Here is a 17,261-nt window from a genome sequence, read left to right on the forward strand (position 1 = left end):
TTACTTGACGAGCAACGGAAAGACGACCTGCGCGGGCCCGCCCGGGCCGCGCAGTGAGACGGTGATCTCCCACTGCCCGGACATCGGCAGCCCGACGTCCGGGGCGCGGAAGTGGCCGGGCCCGTCCGGCCCGGCGGGGACCGGCGCCAGCGCGTGGCCCATCTGCGCCATCACGGGCGCGACGGTGACGGCGTCCGGGGCCGGCCCGGTGACGGCGACCGCGAACGTGTTGCCGCCGATGCGCGGCTGGTCCGCGGAGAACTGCACGGTGTACGGCCCGGAAGTCGCTTGCTGCGTGGTGGGTTTCGCGCCGCTGCCGCCCCAGAGCAGCCAGGCGGCACCGGCCGCGACGACCAGCACGACCACGGTGATCAGCAACGTCGGGCGTTTCATCGGCCGGCTCCTGTCGTCGGGACGTCGACCACGGCGGGAACGGTGACCACGCGGTAGTCGCGTTCGGCCTGCAGCCAGATCCGGTACCGGCCGGGCGTGGTGAAGGTGTAGGTGAAGCTGACGTCCGGGCCGTACGCGGCGACGGTCTCGTCGGGGCGGTCGAGCCGGCCGGCGACCGGCGGGATCATGGCGTGGACGTGCGCCCACGCCGGGGCCTTCGCGGCGGCCGCGCCGACGTCCGGCCCGGTGATCGGCCCGGCGACGATGAGGTGGCCGAGCATGCCCAGCCACGGCTGGAGATCGCCGGCCGGGAAGTGCGCGGTGACGGTGGTCGGCGTGCCGGGGGAGATGGTGAGGTCGACCGGGATGCCGTCGACCGTCCGCGGTCCGGCGCCGGCCGGCTGCGGCGCGGGTGCGGCGGTGCCGGTCAGGTCCACTGTGGACCGGGCGAGCTGGACCCCGCCGCCGCGCCGGACGAGCTCCGCGGCCACGGCGTACGTGCCCGCCTCCGGATCGGCGACGGTGACGCGGTAGTCGCCGGGACCGACGCGGACCGGGTGCAGGTGGCTCAGCCGCCCCGACGGCGACACGAGCACCAGGTGCACGAGGGCGTTGTCGTGGATGAGCAGGTCGTCGACCGGCAGGCCGGTGGCGCCGTCGGTGAGCGCCAGCCGCAGGCCGCCGGGCTCGGTGCGCACGGCCAGGTTCACCGGCGGCCGTGAGTAGTCCACTGTGGACAGCTGGGCGTTCGCGTACGGGTCGGTGACGTTGTCGAACGTCGGGTCGAGCTGGCTGCCGGGCGCGGGTGGCGGGGGCGTGCTGGCCGACAGCAGCGCGCCGGTGACCGCGACGGCGAGGGCGGCGACCAAGCCACCCGCGGGGATCAGCGCGAACGCCGTCCGCCGCGCCCGGATCCCGACGACCAGCGCGAGCAGCAGGAACACCCCCGCCGCGACGAACCCGCCGTAGGTCGCCCTCTCCCACGGCGGGACGACCCGCGCGGGCACCAGGAACGGGATCGTCGCGGCCGGCCCGGTCCCGTCGCCGAGCGAAAGCAGCCACGGCCCCGGCTTGTCGACCTGCAGTGTTCCCGGGTACATCCCGGGCGTGGCACCGAGGACGACGTCACCCCGCGACGTCACGACCCCGTCGGCCGCGGCGGTGAGGTGCAGCGTCCCGGGCGCGGTTCCCTGGTGCGTCACGACGTCGATCCGCAGCGGCGACGGTGTCGTGTCGACCCGCCGGATGATCACGGTCAGCTCGCGCGCGCCGAGCGTCTGCGCCACCTGGATGTCGGCGCCGGACGGTGCGCCGTCGGCGTGCGCGGTCCCCGTGCCGAGCGTGATCCCCAGCAAGGCCAGCAGGAGCAGCAAAGTGGCTTTCGGTGTGGTCCCCATCGTGGTCCGAACCTAGCGACGCCACGGGGTGGCGGGCGTCACGGCGGCGAGGGAACCTCGGTCCCCAGGCCGGGGGACTAGCACCCCCAGGAGTCTCAGGGGTTGAGGAATTTCCGCAGGTGGGAGACGACTTCGCCGGGCTGCTCCTCGGGCAGGAAGTGTCCGCATTCGGCCAGCGCGACGCCGGTGACGTCGTTCGCGTACTCCCGCCAGATGTCCAGCGTCGGCAGCGTGCCGAGCAGGCCGTTCGCGCCCCACAGTGCGAGCAGCGGCTGGGTGATCCGCTTGCCGGCGGCGAAATCGGCGTCATCGAGGTCGGCGTCGTCCGGGAAGGACGCGCGGTAGTCGTCGAACCCCGCCCGCAGCGCGCCGGGCTGCGAGAACGCGCGGACGTACTCGGCGACGGCGTCCGGGTCGAGGCTGTGGCGCTGGTAGGTCCAGCGCTCGTAGAAGTAACCGAGGTAGGCGGCGATGTTCTGGCCCGCCAGGATCTCCGGCAGGTCGGGCTGGAGGTGGAAGAGCCAGTGCCAGTAGGCCTTCGCGACGCCGGTGTCGAGCCGCTGCCACATCGCGCGGGTCGGCGCGATGTCGAGCACGGCGAGGCGTTCGACCTGGTCCGGGCGGTCCAGCGCCCAGCGGTGCGCGACGCGGCCGCCGCGGTCGTGCCCGGCGACGGCGACCTTTGCGAACCCCAGGTGCTCGGCCAGCGCCGCGACGTCGGCGGCCATGGTGCGCTTGTCGTAGCCCTGGCGCGGCTTGTCGGTACGGCCGTAACCACGCAGGTCGGGGGCGATCACGGTGTGCGTCTCGGCCAGCGGTTCGAGGACCTTGTGCCAGCAGTGGGACGTCTGGGGCCAGCCGTGCAGCAGGAACAGCGGCGGCCCGTCGCCGGCGCGCCGGTAGTGCATCCGCAGGTCGTTCACCGTAGCCATGCTTTCTAACCGATTCATAGGGTTAGACGGTACGCGGGGTTCTAACCGCATTCAAGGGTTAGGATGACGGCATGGAATGGGTCTTCGACGGCGGCCGCCCGTGCCTCGACCTGGTCAACACGCGCCGCGCCCGGCACGCCGAGGGTGTCGAGCTGCTGACCGGCCCGGATGCGCTGGCCGAGTGGCTCGGCCTGGCCGGCTTCACCGCCGGCTCGGTCACGGCCGGGAACGTCCTGGCCGCAAAGGCGTTACGGGAGGCGGTGGACCGCGTCCTGCTCGCCGAGCTGCCCAGGAGGAGGGACGTCGACCTGCTGAACACCGCGGCCGCCGCGGCCCCGGCCCCACCCGCGCGGCTGGCGTTCGGCGACGGTGGGCTGCGCCGCGAAGTCCCGGCGCCGCCGGACCCGGTGGCGACAGCCTTCGCGGCCCTGGCCGCGGATGCCATCGACCTGGTGACAAGCGACGCCTCGATCCGCATCTGCGCCGCCGACGACTGCGGTCTGCGCTTTTCCGACGCGTCCCCCCGGCGCAACCGCCAGTGGTGCTCGATGTCCCGCTGCGGAAACCGCGCCAAAGCCCGCGCCCACTACGCCCGGCTCCACCCCCACGCCCCCTGACGCATCTTTCCCTGCGAAAGCTCCACGGAGACCGAGAGCGTCACTTTCGCTATGAAAGATGCGTGTCGGGGCGTGCGCCGGGGCCGTTGTCGTGGCGGATCAGGAGGCGGTAGGCGCGCGGGTGGGCGCGGAACCAGACGTTGAGCTTGCCGATCCAGCGCATGTGGGCCGTCCGGAGGCCGGCCGGGATCGGCGTGCTCAGGAGTCGTACCCAGCGAGCGAACCGGGTGAAGCGGCGCTGGTCGGCGACCGTCCACTGTAGACCTAGGCGGGCGCGGAACTCCGGTGGCAGCGTGGCCCGGAGCAGGAACAGCTGGACCCGGGCGTGCAGCCGCCACCACGAGTCCGGCAGCCAGGAGACCGGCTTGTCCACGGTCCGGATCGTCTCGAAGAGCGTGGTGATCGCCGGGTTCAGGTCGAAGCCCGCGACCATCGCGTCGTGGTAGCGCTCGAACGCCGCCCAGTCCGGGGGCAGGTCCTGCTCGCGCACGCCCAGCATCCGGCCGACGTCCCGCATCTGCGCGTAGTACTCGTCCAGCTCCGAAGTGGACAGTGGGTGACCGAAGAACCGTTGCGCGTCAACGGGAACCTTCACCAAGGTCGCGTGCACCCAGGCGTACGCGGCGGGGTCCAGCGCGCTGTAGCGGCGTCCACCGGAGACGCCGGTGAAGGTGCGGTGCAACGAGCGCAACCGGGCGGCTTCGACGCGCGCGCCCGCGTCGCCGCCGTAGACGTAGATCGAGAGTGACGCGCCGGTGCGCATCAGCCGCGTCCACGGGTCCTCCGTGTAGTTCGAGTGGTCGCGCACGCCCGCCGTGACGACCGGGTGCGCCACCTGCAGCACCAGGACCTGCCCGGCCAGCAGCCCGTCGCGGAAGTCGCCGAAGTACTTCCACGCCGCCGTGCCCCGGACGATCGGCGGCGCCATCAAGCCCCGCGGATCAGCATCATCAGCGGCTCGGCGACCGGGGTCGCGGTGTCCCCGGTGGCCAGCCGCCGCAGCTGCAGCCCGGCGATCAGCGCGACGACCGGCCCGGCCAGCCGCCGCGGATCGGGCACGGCCAGCGCTTCGAGGATCGTCACGGCGAGTTCGTCGTACGCCGCGAAGCAGCGCGAAGACGCTTCGTGCAGCTTGGGGTCCCGCGCGGACTGGAGGTACAGCTCGTGCGCGCCGAGCTCGTCGGCGCCGAACGGCAGCTGCGCGATTACGTGCTCGACGATCGACGCCGCCTGCTCGAGGCTGAGGCCGTCGGAGCGGTAGCCGTCGACGATCGCGCCGAGCTTGGTCGTCTCCTCCTCGACGAACAGCAGCATCGCCTCACGCAGCAACGCCGTCTGGCTGGGGAAGTGGTAGGTGAGCGTGCCGAGCGAAACCCCGGCGGCCGCCACGATCCGGCGGTTCGTGAGGCCGCCGACGCCGTGTTCGCCGACGACGGTCAGCGCGCCGCGCAGGATGGCGTCCCGGGTGCTTACCAGCTTGTCTCGGGATGCCGCTCCGGCCACCGTTCGACCTCTTCCAGTTGCGCGGCAAGCGAAATCAGCCGCTCCTCGGCGTGTGACGGGCCGAGCAGCTGGGCCCCGAGCGGGAGCCCGCCGTCGGTGAGCCCGGCCGGGACGTTGACCCCCGGCCAGCCCAGCACGTTCCACGGCCAAGCGTACGGGCAGGCGGCGATCATGGCCTGGTCGGTCTCCCAGCCGGACAGGCCGTCGAACGTGCCGATCGGCGGCGGCGGGGTGGCGGTCGTCGGGGTCAGCAGGACGTCGACGCGGCCGAAGACCGAGCCGATCCGGCGGTGCAGCCCCGGCTCGAGCGCGCGGGCCAGGCGCAGCGCGGGCCCGGCCAGCAGCCGGCCCTGGCTGGCGTTGCTGCGGGTGCGCGGGTCGAGCCCGGCCCGGTCGGGCACCCGCAGCGTCCAGTCGCGGACGCCGGTGAGCGAGCGCGGCAGGAACGTCAGGCCGATCAGCCCGTAGTCCGGCTCGACCTCGACGATCTCGTGGCCCAGCCCGGCGAGCGACTCGGCGAGGCGGCGCACGGAGGCTTCGACGACCGGGTCGAGCCGGGTCTTGGTGGCGGTGAACGGGATCCGCGTCGACAGCCCGATCCGCAGCCGCCCCGGTTCGCGGGTAGCGGCCGCCTGGAACGTCCGGCCGATGCCCGCGGCCGCGTCCAGCAGCAGGGCGGCGTCCTCGACGGTGCGGGCGAGCGGGCCGAGCACGGTGAGGCCGTGGAACAGCTCGCCGTCGGTGGGGATGCGGCCGCGCTGGGTCTTGACGCCGACGAGCCCGGTCCACGCGGCCGGGATGCGCACCGAGCCGGCGCCGTCCGAGCCGAGCGCGGCCGCGATGACCCCCGACGCCACCGCGGCCGCGCTCCCGCCCGAGGAACCGCCGGGCGTGTGCCCGAGGTCCCACGGGTTGCGTGTGGTCCCGAAGGCCGGCCCTTCGGTGAACGGCCATTGGCCCAGCTCGGGCGTGTTGGTCTTGCCGATGATCACGGCCCCGGCCTCGCGCAGCAGGGCGATGGCGGGTGCGTCCCGCGTGGCGGCCGGGAACTCGCCGGCGCAGCCGAACGCGGTGGGCAGGCCGGTGAGGTCGACGTCGTCCTTGATCGCGACGGGCACCCCGAGCAGCGGGGAGCGTCGACCGGCGGCCAGCCGCCGGTCGGCTTCGGCCGCGTCGGCGAGGGCGTCGTCGTCGCGCAGGTACCGGAAGGCGTTGAGCGTGGCCTGGCTCGCGTGCGCCCGCCCGAGCGCGGCGGCCGTGAGCTCCGACGAGGTGACCGCGCCCGCGGCGAGCTGCCCGGCCTGCGCGGCGAGCCCGGTGAAGTCGAGGCCGGTCTTCGGTGTCGCGGTCATGGCAGCCCCCGGGAGTTCTCGTTCGTTCGAACGAACGTTACCGGAAACCGACGGTTTCTGAAACTCCCGATGAGTTTTCGCGGCTCGGGACGTCTACCCCGGAAACACCACAGGAGGAGCAACGATGGCCACGGTGCACGCGGGCATGACCATGTCGCTGGACGGTTTCGTCGCCGATCGGCAGGGCCGCACGGCGCGGCTGTCCGACCCGGTCGCGTCCCGCGGCGCGTTCATGGACGAGCTGATCCGGGAGACCGGCGCGGTCGTCCTGGGCCGCCGGACGTTCGCCATGGCCGAGGACCCGGACTGGTACGTCGGCAACTACGAGTTCCAGGTCCCGATCTTCGTGGTCACCCACACGCCGCCGCCCGTGCCGCCGAAGCAGGACGAGAACCTGACCTTCACGTTCGTCACGGACGGGATCGCGTCGGCGGTCGCCCAGGCGAAGGTGGCCGCCGGGTCGAAGGCCGTCAAGGTGATCGGCGCGAGCGTCGTCCGGCAGGCCCTGCGGGCCGGGCTCGCCGACGAACTGCACGTCGACGTGGCGCCGGTGCTGCTGGGCGCCGGGCTGCGGCTGTTCGACGACCCGGACCTGGACGGCGTCACCCTCGAGAAGATCGACGCGCGGGACGTGGGGACGTTCACGGCCCTTCGCTTCCGGTGCGCGGCCCCTATCGTGAGGGCATGACGTTCGACTTCGACGGATTCCCGGCCGCCGCGCTGGACGCCGTTCCCCGCGTCGACCTGGGCGGCTGGCCGACTCCGCTGCGCGCGGCGCCCCGGCTCGGCGAGGCGCTCGGGCTGCCGAACCTCCTGCTGAAGCGCGACGACGTCCACCCGCTCGGCGCGGGCGGCAACAAGCTCCGCAAGCTGGAGTACCACCTCGGTGCCGCCCTCGAAGCCGGCGCGGACACCGTCATCACCTTCGGCGCCCTGCAGACCAACCACGGCCGCCAGACCGCCGCGGCCTGCGCGAAACTCGGCCTGCGCTGCGAGCTCGTCCTCACCGCGAAGGTCCCGCGCGACGGCGACGCGTACGAGCACTCCGGCAACATCCCGCTCGACTGGCTCTTCGGCGCGACGGTCCACGTCTGCGCCGACGGCGAGGAGACCGGCCGGACCTACGACCGGCTCGTCGCCGAAGCTCGGCAAGAGGGCCGCAAGGTCGCCACGGTCCCGGTCGGCGGGTCCAACGAGCTGGGCGTGCTCGGGTACGTCCGCGCCACGCACGAGCTCGCGACCCAGCTCGCCGAACGTGGCGTCGACCGCGCCCACCTCGTCGTCCCGCACGCCAGCGGCGGCACCGCGGCCGGGGTGGCACTGGCCGCCGGGCTGCTCGGCGGCCTCGGGGTCGGCGTCGCCTGCGTCAGCCACCCGCTCGCCGAGGCCACGGAGAACCTGCGCGAACTCACCTCCGGCGCGGCGAAGCTGCTCGGCGTCGCACCGCCGTTGCTCGACCACGTCCGGCTGGGCGACTCCACGCTCGGCCCCGGCTACGGCATCCCGACCGACGCGGTCTGGGACGCGCTAAAGCTGTTCGGGCGCACGGAAGGCGTCGTGCTCGACCCGGTCTACAGCGGCAAGGTGGCCGCCGCGCTGATCGAGTGGGCCGGCCACTTCGCCCCGGACGACCACGTGGTGTTCCTGCACACCGGCGGGATGCCCGGCCTGTACGGCTACGCGCCCGAATTCGCGGCTGCCGTCGAAGGCTGATTCGAGCCGGGTCGCCACCCGGAGCAGGGTCAGCAGCAGCACGACGTCCGCGAGCAGCAGCACGCGCTGCGTCACGCCGATCGGGACCACGTCCGACAGGAACGGGAACGGCTCGACACCGGCCTCGCTCAGCCGCACGAACACGAAGCTCAACGCGAAGACCCCGAACGTCACCGCCGAGAGCCGCAGCGTGCGGACGACGAAGACGCGTTCCGGACGGCCCTTCAGCGGTTCCAGCAGCGTGAACGCCGCGCCGGGCAGGCTGCAGAACGCGACCAGGCACGCGTACAGGTGGATCTCGCCGCTCACCGGGTTCGGCGCGGCCGGGTAGCTCGCCGGGAACACCGCGGCGGCGGCCATGCCGAGCGACCAGAGCGCGAGCAGCAGCCGCGTCGTCCGCGACAGCGGCACGCCGGCGACGTGCAGCGCGCCGAGCACGGCCAGCGAGCCGATGGCGAGCGACAGCACGCTCGCCGCGAGCATGCCCTCACCTCGGTCGGTGACGGTGTAGCTCGACAACGTGTCGTACACCGGGTCGTGCGAGCTGATGATGTGCAGCACCACGGCCGTGAACAGGCCCCAGCCGATCGCGCCCAGCGCCACGAACGTCCACGGTCTCGTGCGCTTCCCCTGTTCCGTCCCCATGCCGTCCAGGTTCTCGAAGAACCGGACGGGCGTGATCGGGGAAGACCCTGATTCACACCCTGGAACAGGCCGCGAAGTCGACGAGGACGAGCGCCTGGTCGTCGTGGCGTTTCGGCCGCGGCCAGCGCTCGCCGTCCGGGTCCTGCTTCTCCGCGGTCCGGACGGCGTCCAGCACCGCGTCCGGGCCGTCGGCGCGGGTGGTCGCCAGTGCTTCGCCCCAGTCGAACAGCCGGTACTGGTCGACCCCGATGGACACGCCGTCGCTGGCGAGCAGGACGGCGTCGACATCGGCGCGCCGCCAGCTGCGCTTCACCGCGTGCGCGGCGGCACCCGGGTCGGCCTCGGCGACCCAGAACCCGTCGTGCGCGTTGCGCCGGCGGCGGACGTCCGCGCCGGTCTGGAGCATTCCGCGCCGCCGGAGCCCGGCGAGCCGGTCGTCCGAGACGACGTCGACGCCGTCGGTGCCGAAACCGCCGAAGCCGATCACCGGGCTGTCGGCCAGTACCAGCGCGTCGACGCGGTCGTCGAGCCAGCGCACGGCCGCGACGGTGCTCGACGGCGACCGCTGGGGGCGCAGCTCGTTCTCCGCCGTGACGACGGCGATCGCGCTGGTCAGGACGTCGGTCAGGTCGGCTTCGGGGGCGGTGCGCAGGTCGTCGGCCAGCCGCCGGGCCAGCCGTTCCGCGTACCAGCCACCCGGGGGCAGCGAGGGATCCGACGAGGTGGCGCCGTCGAGGAGCAGAACCGCGTTGTCCAGCACGACGACGTGGTCCTCGGTCGGGCGGGGGTGGCCGTCGGCGCCCACCCCGGCCCGCTCGGCGAACACGATCTCGGGCATGGCCCGACTGTACGTCGGCGGACCGGTCCTTTCGCGGTGAGCGCGTCAACCAAAGTTGACAGGTGCGAGATGTCAACGTAGGTTGACGGCATGACGGAAGCGACAGACCTGGCCGCCCGGGCCGGCGACCGCGATCCCCGGGTGGGACTGCGTGCGGTCGCCGCGCTCCGGCGGCTGTTGGAACAACTGGAGGCCGTGCAGGTCCGCAGCGCGCGGATGCACGGCTGGTCGTGGCAGGAGATCGCCGCCGAGCTGGGGGTCAGCCGGCAGGCCGTGCACAAGAAGTACGGGAGGCACTGATGTTCGAGAGGTTCACGGCCGACGCGCGGATGGCGGTCGTCGAGGCCCAGATCGTGGCGCGGGAGTCCGGTTCGACGGAGATCGCGCCGCCGCACCTGCTCGCCGGGCTGATGAAGACCGAAGTCCCGCTGCTCACCGAGCTGGGCGTCTCCGCCGAAGACATCGCCGCGGAGCTGGCCCGCACCCGGCGCCGCGGCGGGGTCAGCGACGCCGACGCCGAGGCGCTCACCGAGTTCGGTATCGACGTCGAGCAGATCGTGGAAGCCGTCGAGCAGACCCACGGCGAAGGTGCGCTGGCCGGCCGGCTCGGCCCGGCCAAGCGCGGGCACATCCCGTTCACCAGCCAGTCGAAGAAGACGCTGGAGCTGAGCCTCAAGGAAGCCGTCCGGCTGGGGGACAAGCACCTCGGGCAGGAGCACATCCTGCTGGCGCTGGCCCAGCAGCGCGGCACCGACGACGTCCTCGCCCGCCGCGGCGCCGACTACGTCACGCTGCGGCGGATCGTGCAGCAGCACAAGGCGGGTTAGTGAGCGCGCTCCTGCTCTTCGCTCTTCGCTTCGCGCCAGGTGACGAGGGGCAGCAGCGCCTGGGTGAGCGGGCCGATCGCCAGTGCGTAGAGCACGGTGCCGACCCCGACGGTCCCGCCGAGCAGCCAGCCGATGGCGACCACGGCGACCTCGATGCCGGTGCGCACCAGCCGGACCGACCAGCCGGTGCGCGCCGCGAGCCCGGTCATCAGGCCGTCACGGGCGCCCGGGCCGAGCCGGGCGCCGACGTAGGTCGCGGTGGCGACACCGTTCAGCGCGACGCCACCGACCAGGAACGTGACCTGCCAGGCGAGGTCGTGCTGGTCCGGGAGCACCGCCCGGACCAGGTCGACCACCACCGAGATGACCACGACGTTCGCGACCGTGCCGATCCCGGGCCGCTGGCGCAGCGGGATCCACAGCAGCAGCACGGCCACCGAGACGACGCCGGTCACGGTGCCGAAGGTCAGCCCGGTGTGCTTCATGACGCCTTCGGCCAGCACGCCCCAGGGTTCGAGCCCCAGGTGGGCGCGGGTCAGCATGGCCGCGCTGGTGCCGTAGAGGGCGAGGCCCGCGAGCAGCTGGACGCTGCGGCGGGCGGGGTCACGGGAGATCCGGACGGGCCGGAGATCGATCTGAGCCACGTCACCACTATCAGGGGTAAGTGGTCTGGTAAACCATAGCCAATTCTGGGATATTGGCCTGATGGAACCGGTACTCCCACTGGGTGGACGCATCTCTGGTCCGCGACTGGCCGTCATGCTGGGCTCGTGGCGTCAGGGCGGCTCCCGGCAGGGCGCGGCCGATCTCGCCGCGGCCATCGAGCTGCAGGTGCTCGACGGCCAGCTCCCGCTCGGCACCCGGCTGCCCGCCGAGCGCGAGCTGGCCGAGGCGCTCGGCGCCAGCCGGACCCTGATCGGCGGGGCACTGGACCGGCTGCGGGAGAACGGGTTCGTCGCCAGCCGCCGCGGCGCGGGGTCGTGGATCGCCGCGCCCGGCCGGCGGCGCCGCGAGCCGCTCGCCCCGGCCGGCGGCGAACTGATCGACTTCACGCACGCGTCCTCGCCGGCCATCCCGGGCATGATCGGCGCGGTCGACGTCGCCCGCCTCGAGCTCACCGGCTACCTCGGCGGCCACGGCTACCAGGAGCGTGGCCTGCCCGGCCTGCGCGAGCGGATCGCCCAGCGCTACACCGAGCGCGGGCTGCCGACGACACCCGCGCAGGTCATGGTCACCAACGGCGCGCACCACGCGTTCGTGCTGGCCCTGCGCATGCTCGCCGGCCCGGGGGACCGGGTGCTCGTCGAGCAGCCGACCTACCCGAACGCGCTGGAAGCGATCCGCGCCGCGCACGCGATCCCGGTGCCGGTGGCCCTCGACCCCACCGGCGAGCGCGGCTGGGACATCGCCGGGGTCGACGCGGCGCTGCGCCAGGCGTCACCCCGGTTCGGCTACCTGGTGGTCGACTTCCAGAACCCGACCGGCCTGCGCCTGGACGCCGAAGGCCGGGAACGGCTCGGCGCGGTGCTGTCCCGCGCCCGGACGCCGGTCGTGGTGGACGAGACGCTCGTCGAGCTGGACCTGGAGGGCGACCCGCTGCAGGGGCCGCCGCCGCTGGCCGCGTTCGCCGGCGACCTGGTGATCTGCGTCGGCTCGGCGTCCAAGTCGCACTGGGGCGGGCTGCGGCTCGGCTGGATCCGCGCGTCGGAGGACCTGCTCGGCCGGCTCGTCTCGGCGCGCTACGCGGTCGACCTGGGGTCGCCGGTGTTCGAGCAGGTCATCTTCACGGAGCTGCTGCGTGACGAGGGCTGGGCCGCGCTCGCCCGGCGCCGTGAGGAGCTTCGCCGCAACCGTGACGCGCTGGCCGCGGCGGTGCGCGAGTACCTGCCGGACTGGACGTTCACGCTGCCCCGGGGCGGGCTGTCGCTGTGGTGCCGGATGCCGGAGCCGGTGAGCTCCCGGCTGGCGGTGGCGGCCGCGGGGCACGGCGTGCAGATCGCGCCGGGCTCGCGCTTCGGCGTCCACGGTGGTTTGGAGCGCTGGCTGCGGCTGCCGTTTTCGCTGCCCCCGGAGACGATCAACGAGGCGGTCCGCCGCCTGAGCGCCGCCGAGGCCGCGGTCCGCGGCACACCGCGGTCACTGGACGCCCCGGTCGCCTGAAACGAACGGACCGGTGCGCCGGATGCGAGCCTGCTCCCAGGGATGGGCGGCGTTCGTGTGCATCCGGCGCACCGGTCTGTTTCCACCACCCGCATCGGTACGTGACTCCGATGCGGGTACCGCGGCTTCCCGGCACAGCCCCTCGACGTGCCGGGAAGCCGGCGGCTCAGGCGGGCTCTCGGTAGAACGAGCCCCTGCTCGGCGCGGTGAGCAGGAACTCCCGGAGCACGCCCGGTGTGGGTCCCGGCGTCGCAGGGGCAGTGCGACGCCGGGACCGGGATCCGACCCGGCCGGGCGCGGTCGGCCGGTCGGAAAGACTGTGGTTGCTGCGCATGGGTCGCCCCTGGGGTACGTCGGACGCGGCAAGGCGTCACGAGACGTGAAAGGGTCACGGATCACGTACTGGAGCAGGGGAAACGTCACGCGCCAACGGCGTGGGCGTCCGACAAGATGATCTTGGTTTGGACGCAGTTGTCCCCGGCTGCCCGGTTCGGGGTCAGTCGGGTGAGGTGGTGGGCAGGGCGGCTTCGCGCCCCGCGCCGTCGACGTCGTGATCGCGGCTGGCTCCGATGAGCTTCAGCTGCGTGGTGGTCACGTCGTCGGTGTGCACCGCGAACTGCGGGCGGGCGCCGCCGGGGCCGTCGTGGCCCGGAGCGGCGGTGGGAGCCGGCGCGCTCGGCGCGGTGGTGCCGCCGCCGGGCAGGCCGGGAGTCGAGTCGCCGCCACCGTTGCGAGCGTGAACGCCCGAGTCGCGGGGCTGCTCCTGGACCGCCGGCCGCACGCTCTGCACCTCGACCAGGTGCACGAGCGCGATCCGGCCGCCGGTGGTCTGGGTGTCCGCGGCGGCCGGAGTCGTCACGGGCGCCGTCTGGGTGGTGGTGCCGGCGGGGGTCGTCACCTGGGTGACAACGGCGGTCACCGTGCCGGGCACGGTCGCCGTGACACCGGCGGAGTTCGAGACGCCGTTGAGGATCGGGTTCAGCACGTCGTCGAGGGGGAGCAGCACCGGCGCGTTCGGGTTGTTCGCGGGCGGCTGGGTGAGCGGCGCGAGAACGGTGTGGCTCAGGGTGTCGGTGACGGTGCTGACGGTGTGCGTGACGACGCCGACCGTGTTGGTGACGGTGGTGAGCGTGCCGCCGACGACGTCGAGGACGTTGCCCACGAGCCCGCCGAGCAGGCCGCTGCCCGACGTCGTCGCCTTGGCCGACGGCGCTTCGGCGGTCTGAACGTCCTTCGTGGACTGTTGCTTCGCCAGGCTCTGCTTCTGGGCGGCCGGGCTCTCGACGATCTTGGTCTCGACGGTCGCGCTGTCGTCGGTCTTCGTGGTCTCGACGGGAGTGGTCTCGTCGGCGGGGGTTTCGGCCTGCTGCGCCGGGTCGTCCTGCTTCGTGTCGTCACCGGCCGAGGGCTGCTGCGCGCAGGTGGCGGCGCCGGTCTCGTGGTGACTCGTGCGGTGGTGGTGACCGTGCTTGCCGTGCTCCACAGTGGACACCGTCGAGTGCTGGCAGGTCGCCGGTTCGGCGGCCGACGCGGTGTTCCCGGACAGCGCGGCGCCGAGCAGCCAGCCCGCCAGGGTCAGGCCGCCGGCGAGCAGGATCCGGGCCGCGGGACGGGGGAGCGCCGCCGCCCAGGGGCGCGGCGCGGGCGTGGCCTCACCGGCTGTGAGCGCAGGTCGCGCCGGAGCGCCGGGGCGCACGAACACCGTGCCACTCACCGTCACCACCACCGTCCGCGCCTGTGGCTCTCGCGATGCACGCTCGAGTCCGATCTTGCTGGGGTCTTTCTCCGGCCAGGTCGCAGATCCCCCGGGGCTGCACTCTTTCTAGCACCGCTCGGGAGTCTTTCATCTCTCCCGCGTTCTATCCAGCCCGTAAGGCGGAACGGCCCTACCGGGCAAGGTATCTAGGGCCGACGAGTTGATCACTCTCAGTGCCGTTCGGACGTCTCTCTGCGGCCATTCGGACGAGTGCCGGGTTTCGGGGCATTTGGCGTTGACCTGATGTTTTCGGTGCCCGGGTGGCGGACCGTGCCCGACCGGTCGCACTCGGTGCGTGTTCGCCGATTTCGATTGAGGGATCAGCACGTTTCCGAATTGTGAGACGTCCGGCTGCGGTCCGTGACCACCGGCGGCCCGACGGCGGCATCGGCCCGCCTTCGGTGACTGCGGAGCGTCACAAAGCGCTGCGGCAAGTGAGGGACTCGCCCCCTCGTGGCCACCAAAGGCGCGACCGCGGACGTCAGACCAGTTTGCGCAACCGGGTGATGGCCTCGTCGATGACTTCATTGCGCTTGCAGAACGCGAAACGCAAAAGATGTTTCCACTCGTCCGGGTGATCGGTGAACACCTTGACGGGCACCGCGGCGACACCGACCCGGCCGGGTAGTTCCCACGCCAGATCGGCGGCGTCCGTGAAACCGAGCGGCCGCACGTCGACGCAGACGAAGTAGGTGCCCGCGGTCGGCCGCACGGTGAACCCGGCGTCGGCGAGCCCGGCCGAAAGCCGGTCGCGCTTCTCCTGCAGGCTCTCGCGCAGCCCGTCGACCCACGGCAGCTCGTGGTCGAGCGCGTACGCGACGGCCGGCTGCAGCGGCCCGCCGGAGACGAACGTGATGAACTGCTTCGCCGCCTTGACCGCGGCGACCAGCTCGGGCGTCGAGCAGACCCAGCCGATCTTCCAGCCGGTGCAGTTGAACGTCTTGCCGGCGCTGGAGATGCTCACCGTCCGCTCCCGCATGCCGGGCAGCGTGGCCAGCGGGATGTGTTCCGCGTCGTCGAACACCAGGTGCTCGTAGACCTCGTCCGTGACGGCGATCAGGTCGTGCTCGACGCAGAGCGCGGCCAGCGCCTCCAGCTCGGCGCGGGTGAACACGGTGCCGGTCGGGTTGTGCGGCGAGTTGACGAGGATCGCCCGGGTCCGCGGCGTGACGGCGGCCCGCAGCCCCTCGACGTCCAGGCCGAACCGGCCGTCCTCGCCCTCGACCAGCCCGACGACCCGGCGCTGCGCACCCGCCATCGCGACGGCGGCGGCGTAGGAGTCGTAGTACGGCTCGATGACGATGACCTCGTCGCCGGCCTCGGTCAGGGCCATCAGCGTCGCCGTGATGGCCTCGGTGGCGCCCGCGGTGACCAGGATCTCCGTGTCCGGGTCGTACTCGGTGCCGTAGCGCAGCCGGTGCCGCGCGATGGCCGCGCGCAGCTCGGGGCGGCCGGGCCCCGGCGGGTACTGGTTCGCGCCGCCGAACAGGGCGTTCTTCGCCGCGTCGAGCATGCCGGCGGGGCCGTCGGTGTCCGGGAAGCCCTGGCCGAGGTTGACCGCGTCGTGCTTGACGGCCAGCGCCGTCATCTCGGCGAAGATGGTCGAGGTGAACGGCCGCAGGCGGGGGACGAGAGCAGGTTCGCGCACGATCAGCCATCCTCACGGACAATGGTGGGGTGGAGCAACTGACCCCCGCCAAGGTGACCCCGGCCGATCCGCCGGGCGGCGCAGCCGGTGAAGCGGAAAAGCGGCGCGCGCTGCGCAAGATGAAGCTGGTCGCGCTGTCGTTCCTGATCGGCGCCACCGTCGTGTTCCTGCTGACCAGCTGGGCGCAGGCCAGCGGCTGGGCGGGCTGGGTCGGCTACGTGCGGGCCGCGGCCGAAGCCGGCATGGTCGGCGCGCTGGCCGACTGGTTCGCCGTCACGGCGCTCTTCCGGCACCCGCTCGGCCTGAAGATCCCGCACACGGCGATCATCCCGAACAAGAAGGACGCGCTGGGCAACAGCCTCGGCGAGTTCGTCGGGTCCAACTTCCTCTCCGAGGAGGTCATCCGCGACAAGCTCAAGCGCGTCGAGATCGCCCGGCGCCTCGGCGCGTGGGTGGCGCAGGAGGACAACGCCGAGCGCGTGACGTCCGAGCTGGCCACGGTCGTCCGGGCCGCGGTGAAGGTGCTCCGCGACGAGGACGTCCAGGCGATCATGGAGCAGGCGGTCGCGCGGCGGATCATCGACAAGCCGTGGGGTCCGCCGCTGGGCAAGATCCTGCAGGGCGTCTTCGCCGACGGCGCGCACCACAAGCTCGTGGACCTGATGTGCGACCGCGCCTACGAGTGGGTCCGCGACAACCACACGACGATGCTGCGCGTGGTGTCCGACCGGGCGCCGAGCTGGTCGCCGAAGTTCGTCGACGAGATGCTCGCGGACAAGGTCTACGGCGAGGTGCTGTCGTTCGCGTGGGCGGTCAAGACCGACGTCAACCACCCGATGCGGCTGGCCTTGGACAAGTTCCTCGGCGAGTTCGCCCAGGACCTGCAGACCAACCCGGACGTCATGGCGCGCGCCGAGCAGGTCAAGGGTCAGATCGTGCACCACGAAGAGGTGCAGCGGCTGATCGGCTCGGCGTGGAGCACGGCCAAGGAGATGCTGCTCAACGCGGCCGAGGACCCGTCGAGCGAGCTGCGCCGGCGCGTCCGCACCGGGCTGGTGTCGCTGGGCGGGCGGCTGGTCTCCGACGACCAGATGCGCGGCAAGGTCGACGGCTGGGTCGAGGGCGCCGCGGCGTACCTGGTGAAGAACTACTCGCAGGAGATCACCACGATCATCACCGACACGGTGGAGCGCTGGGACGCCGAAGAGACGTCCCGCAAGATCGAGCTCCAGGTGGGCCGTGACCTGCAGTTCATCCGGATCAACGGCACGGTCGTCGGCGCTTTGGCCGGGCTCGTCATCTACACCGTCGCGGAGCTGCTGTTCTGACGGCGGAGACGTATACCACACGCGGGGGACCTTCAAACCAGTTGTCCACAGGAACCTGAGTTATCCCCCGGGTTATCCACAACTTTTCACGGTGATGGCCTAATCCCTGTCCACAACGTCTGGGGGTAAGCCCGGCCGGGGCGTGGATATGT

At 72.5% G+C, this 17,261-nt stretch carries 17 protein-coding genes and 1 pseudogene; 7 read left to right on the top strand and 11 right to left on the bottom strand.

The window, feature by feature from the left end; genetic code table 11:
• The 3 genes from ACGFMK_RS03690 to ACGFMK_RS03700 all read right to left on the bottom strand — a co-directional run bounded on the left by ACGFMK_RS03690 (position 1) and on the right by ACGFMK_RS03700 (position 2,722).
• Positions 1–393, bottom strand: a complete 393-nt coding sequence (locus ACGFMK_RS03690) for a FixH family protein (protein WP_392758126.1) — start codon at positions 391–393, stop codon at positions 1–3.
• Complete coding sequence (locus ACGFMK_RS03695; protein ID WP_392758128.1) at positions 390–1,790, bottom strand: hypothetical protein; 1,401 nt, start codon at positions 1,788–1,790, stop codon at positions 390–392. The genes ACGFMK_RS03690 and ACGFMK_RS03695 overlap by 4 nt, the downstream gene beginning before the upstream one ends.
• Before the next feature lie 95 nt (positions 1,791–1,885).
• On the bottom strand, positions 1,886–2,722 hold the full coding sequence (locus ACGFMK_RS03700; protein WP_392758130.1) for an alpha/beta fold hydrolase: 837 nt from the start codon (positions 2,720–2,722) through the stop codon (positions 1,886–1,888).
• Positions 2,723–2,793: 71 nt separating this feature from the next.
• Between ACGFMK_RS03700 and ACGFMK_RS03705 the strand changes: the two genes are divergently transcribed.
• Entirely contained in the window at positions 2,794–3,339 is a 546-nt protein-coding gene (locus ACGFMK_RS03705; protein WP_392758131.1) for a CGNR zinc finger domain-containing protein, read from the top strand.
• 49 nt (positions 3,340–3,388) lie between these two features.
• Here ACGFMK_RS03705 and ACGFMK_RS03710 read toward each other — a convergent pair whose 3' ends face one another.
• Genes ACGFMK_RS03710 through ACGFMK_RS03720 form a run of 3 tightly spaced genes read right to left on the bottom strand, consistent with a single transcriptional unit; the run spans position 3,389 to position 6,194 of the window.
• Complete coding sequence (locus ACGFMK_RS03710) at positions 3,389–4,267, bottom strand: oxygenase MpaB family protein (protein WP_392758133.1); 879 nt, start codon at positions 4,265–4,267, stop codon at positions 3,389–3,391.
• Positions 4,267–4,842: a TetR/AcrR family transcriptional regulator gene (locus ACGFMK_RS03715; protein WP_392758135.1), complete on the bottom strand. Its 576-nt coding sequence runs from the start codon at positions 4,840–4,842 to the stop codon at positions 4,267–4,269. Before ACGFMK_RS03715 ends, ACGFMK_RS03710 begins: the two co-directional genes overlap by 1 nt.
• Positions 4,809–6,194 carry an amidase gene (locus ACGFMK_RS03720; RefSeq protein WP_392758136.1) on the bottom strand — a complete coding sequence of 462 codons (1,386 nt, stop codon included), beginning with the start codon at positions 6,192–6,194 and terminating at the stop codon, positions 4,809–4,811. The genes ACGFMK_RS03715 and ACGFMK_RS03720 overlap by 34 nt, the downstream gene beginning before the upstream one ends.
• Positions 6,195–6,318: 124 nt before the next feature.
• Here ACGFMK_RS03720 and ACGFMK_RS03725 point away from each other — a divergent pair, with 124 nt between their 5' ends.
• Positions 6,319–6,882: a dihydrofolate reductase family protein gene (locus ACGFMK_RS03725; protein WP_392758138.1), complete on the top strand. Its 564-nt coding sequence runs from the start codon at positions 6,319–6,321 to the stop codon at positions 6,880–6,882.
• The gene (locus ACGFMK_RS03730; protein ID WP_392758140.1) at positions 6,879–7,907 is read left to right on the top strand and encodes a D-cysteine desulfhydrase family protein; all 1,029 of its coding nucleotides are present in this window, start codon (positions 6,879–6,881) and stop codon (positions 7,905–7,907) included. The genes ACGFMK_RS03725 and ACGFMK_RS03730 overlap by 4 nt, the downstream gene beginning before the upstream one ends.
• Before the next feature lie 81 nt (positions 7,908–7,988).
• Here the strand turns inward: ACGFMK_RS03730 and ACGFMK_RS03735 are convergent.
• Both ACGFMK_RS03735 and ACGFMK_RS03740 read right to left on the bottom strand, forming a co-directional pair.
• Positions 7,989–8,552: pseudogene (locus tag ACGFMK_RS03735) on the bottom strand (DUF998 domain-containing protein); the annotation flags it as partial.
• Between the two features lie 52 nt (positions 8,553–8,604).
• Positions 8,605–9,390: a hypothetical protein gene (locus tag ACGFMK_RS03740; RefSeq protein WP_392758142.1), complete on the bottom strand. Its 786-nt coding sequence runs from the start codon at positions 9,388–9,390 to the stop codon at positions 8,605–8,607.
• A gap of 90 nt (positions 9,391–9,480) precedes the next feature.
• Between ACGFMK_RS03740 and ACGFMK_RS03745 the strand changes: the two genes are divergently transcribed.
• Both ACGFMK_RS03745 and ACGFMK_RS03750 read left to right on the top strand, forming a co-directional pair.
• A complete protein-coding gene (locus ACGFMK_RS03745; RefSeq protein WP_323329256.1) occupies positions 9,481–9,690 on the top strand; it encodes a helix-turn-helix domain-containing protein in 210 nt (69 codons plus the stop codon).
• Positions 9,690–10,217 carry a Clp protease N-terminal domain-containing protein gene (locus tag ACGFMK_RS03750; RefSeq protein WP_392758144.1) on the top strand — a complete coding sequence of 176 codons (528 nt, stop codon included), beginning with the start codon at positions 9,690–9,692 and terminating at the stop codon, positions 10,215–10,217. Before ACGFMK_RS03745 ends, ACGFMK_RS03750 begins: the two co-directional genes overlap by 1 nt.
• Here ACGFMK_RS03750 and ACGFMK_RS03755 read toward each other — a convergent pair.
• On the bottom strand, positions 10,214–10,861 hold the full coding sequence (locus ACGFMK_RS03755; protein WP_392758146.1) for a YitT family protein: 648 nt from the start codon (positions 10,859–10,861) through the stop codon (positions 10,214–10,216). The genes ACGFMK_RS03750 and ACGFMK_RS03755 overlap by 4 nt on opposite strands.
• Positions 10,862–10,922: 61 nt before the next feature.
• On the opposite strand from ACGFMK_RS03755, the gene ACGFMK_RS03760 reads away from it, so the two are divergent.
• Complete coding sequence (locus ACGFMK_RS03760) at positions 10,923–12,377, top strand: PLP-dependent aminotransferase family protein (RefSeq protein ID WP_392758147.1); 1,455 nt, start codon at positions 10,923–10,925, stop codon at positions 12,375–12,377.
• A 496-nt stretch (positions 12,378–12,873) separates the two neighbouring features.
• On the opposite strand, the gene ACGFMK_RS03765 is transcribed toward ACGFMK_RS03760, so the two are convergent.
• Together ACGFMK_RS03765 and ACGFMK_RS03770 are read right to left on the bottom strand one after the other, a co-directional pair.
• Positions 12,874–14,091 (bottom strand): hypothetical protein, encoded by a 1,218-nt coding sequence (locus tag ACGFMK_RS03765; RefSeq protein WP_392758149.1) that lies wholly within the window; start codon positions 14,089–14,091, stop codon positions 12,874–12,876.
• 523 nt (positions 14,092–14,614) lie between these two features.
• Positions 14,615–15,781 carry a pyridoxal phosphate-dependent aminotransferase gene (locus tag ACGFMK_RS03770; RefSeq protein WP_392758150.1) on the bottom strand — a complete coding sequence of 389 codons (1,167 nt, stop codon included), beginning with the start codon at positions 15,779–15,781 and terminating at the stop codon, positions 14,615–14,617.
• A 29-nt stretch (positions 15,782–15,810) separates the two neighbouring features.
• Here ACGFMK_RS03770 and ACGFMK_RS03775 point away from each other — a divergent pair, with 29 nt between their 5' ends.
• Complete coding sequence (locus ACGFMK_RS03775; protein WP_392758151.1) at positions 15,811–17,109, top strand: DUF445 domain-containing protein; 1,299 nt, start codon at positions 15,811–15,813, stop codon at positions 17,107–17,109.
• The last annotated feature ends 152 nt before the right edge of the window (positions 17,110–17,261 follow it).

The organism is Amycolatopsis sp. NPDC049252, from assembly GCF_043197175.1.
Lineage (GTDB): Bacteria > Actinomycetota > Actinomycetes > Mycobacteriales > Pseudonocardiaceae > Amycolatopsis.

Bases quoted from the DNA above. Each gene is read 5' to 3' on its own strand.
- ACGFMK_RS03690 (WP_392758126.1), bottom strand. From the start codon at position 393: ATGAAACGCCCGACGTTGCTGATCACCGTGGTCGTGCTGGTCGTCGCG.
- ACGFMK_RS03695 (WP_392758128.1), bottom strand. From the start codon at position 1,790: ATGGGGACCACACCGAAAGCCACTTTGCTGCTCCTGCTGGCCTTGCTG.
- ACGFMK_RS03700 (WP_392758130.1), bottom strand. From the start codon at position 2,722: ATGGCTACGGTGAACGACCTGCGGATGCACTACCGGCGCGCCGGCGAC.
- ACGFMK_RS03705 (WP_392758131.1), top strand. From the start codon at position 2,794: ATGGAATGGGTCTTCGACGGCGGCCGCCCGTGCCTCGACCTGGTCAAC.
- ACGFMK_RS03710 (WP_392758133.1), bottom strand. From the start codon at position 4,267: ATGGCGCCGCCGATCGTCCGGGGCACGGCGGCGTGGAAGTACTTCGGC.
- ACGFMK_RS03720 (WP_392758136.1), bottom strand. From the start codon at position 6,194: ATGACCGCGACACCGAAGACCGGCCTCGACTTCACCGGGCTCGCCGCG.
- ACGFMK_RS03725 (WP_392758138.1), top strand. From the start codon at position 6,319: ATGGCCACGGTGCACGCGGGCATGACCATGTCGCTGGACGGTTTCGTC.
- ACGFMK_RS03730 (WP_392758140.1), top strand. From the start codon at position 6,879: ATGACGTTCGACTTCGACGGATTCCCGGCCGCCGCGCTGGACGCCGTT.
- ACGFMK_RS03740 (WP_392758142.1), bottom strand. From the start codon at position 9,390: ATGCCCGAGATCGTGTTCGCCGAGCGGGCCGGGGTGGGCGCCGACGGC.
- ACGFMK_RS03745 (WP_323329256.1), top strand. From the start codon at position 9,481: ATGACGGAAGCGACAGACCTGGCCGCCCGGGCCGGCGACCGCGATCCC.
- ACGFMK_RS03750 (WP_392758144.1), top strand. From the start codon at position 9,690: ATGTTCGAGAGGTTCACGGCCGACGCGCGGATGGCGGTCGTCGAGGCC.
- ACGFMK_RS03760 (WP_392758147.1), top strand. From the start codon at position 10,923: ATGGAACCGGTACTCCCACTGGGTGGACGCATCTCTGGTCCGCGACTG.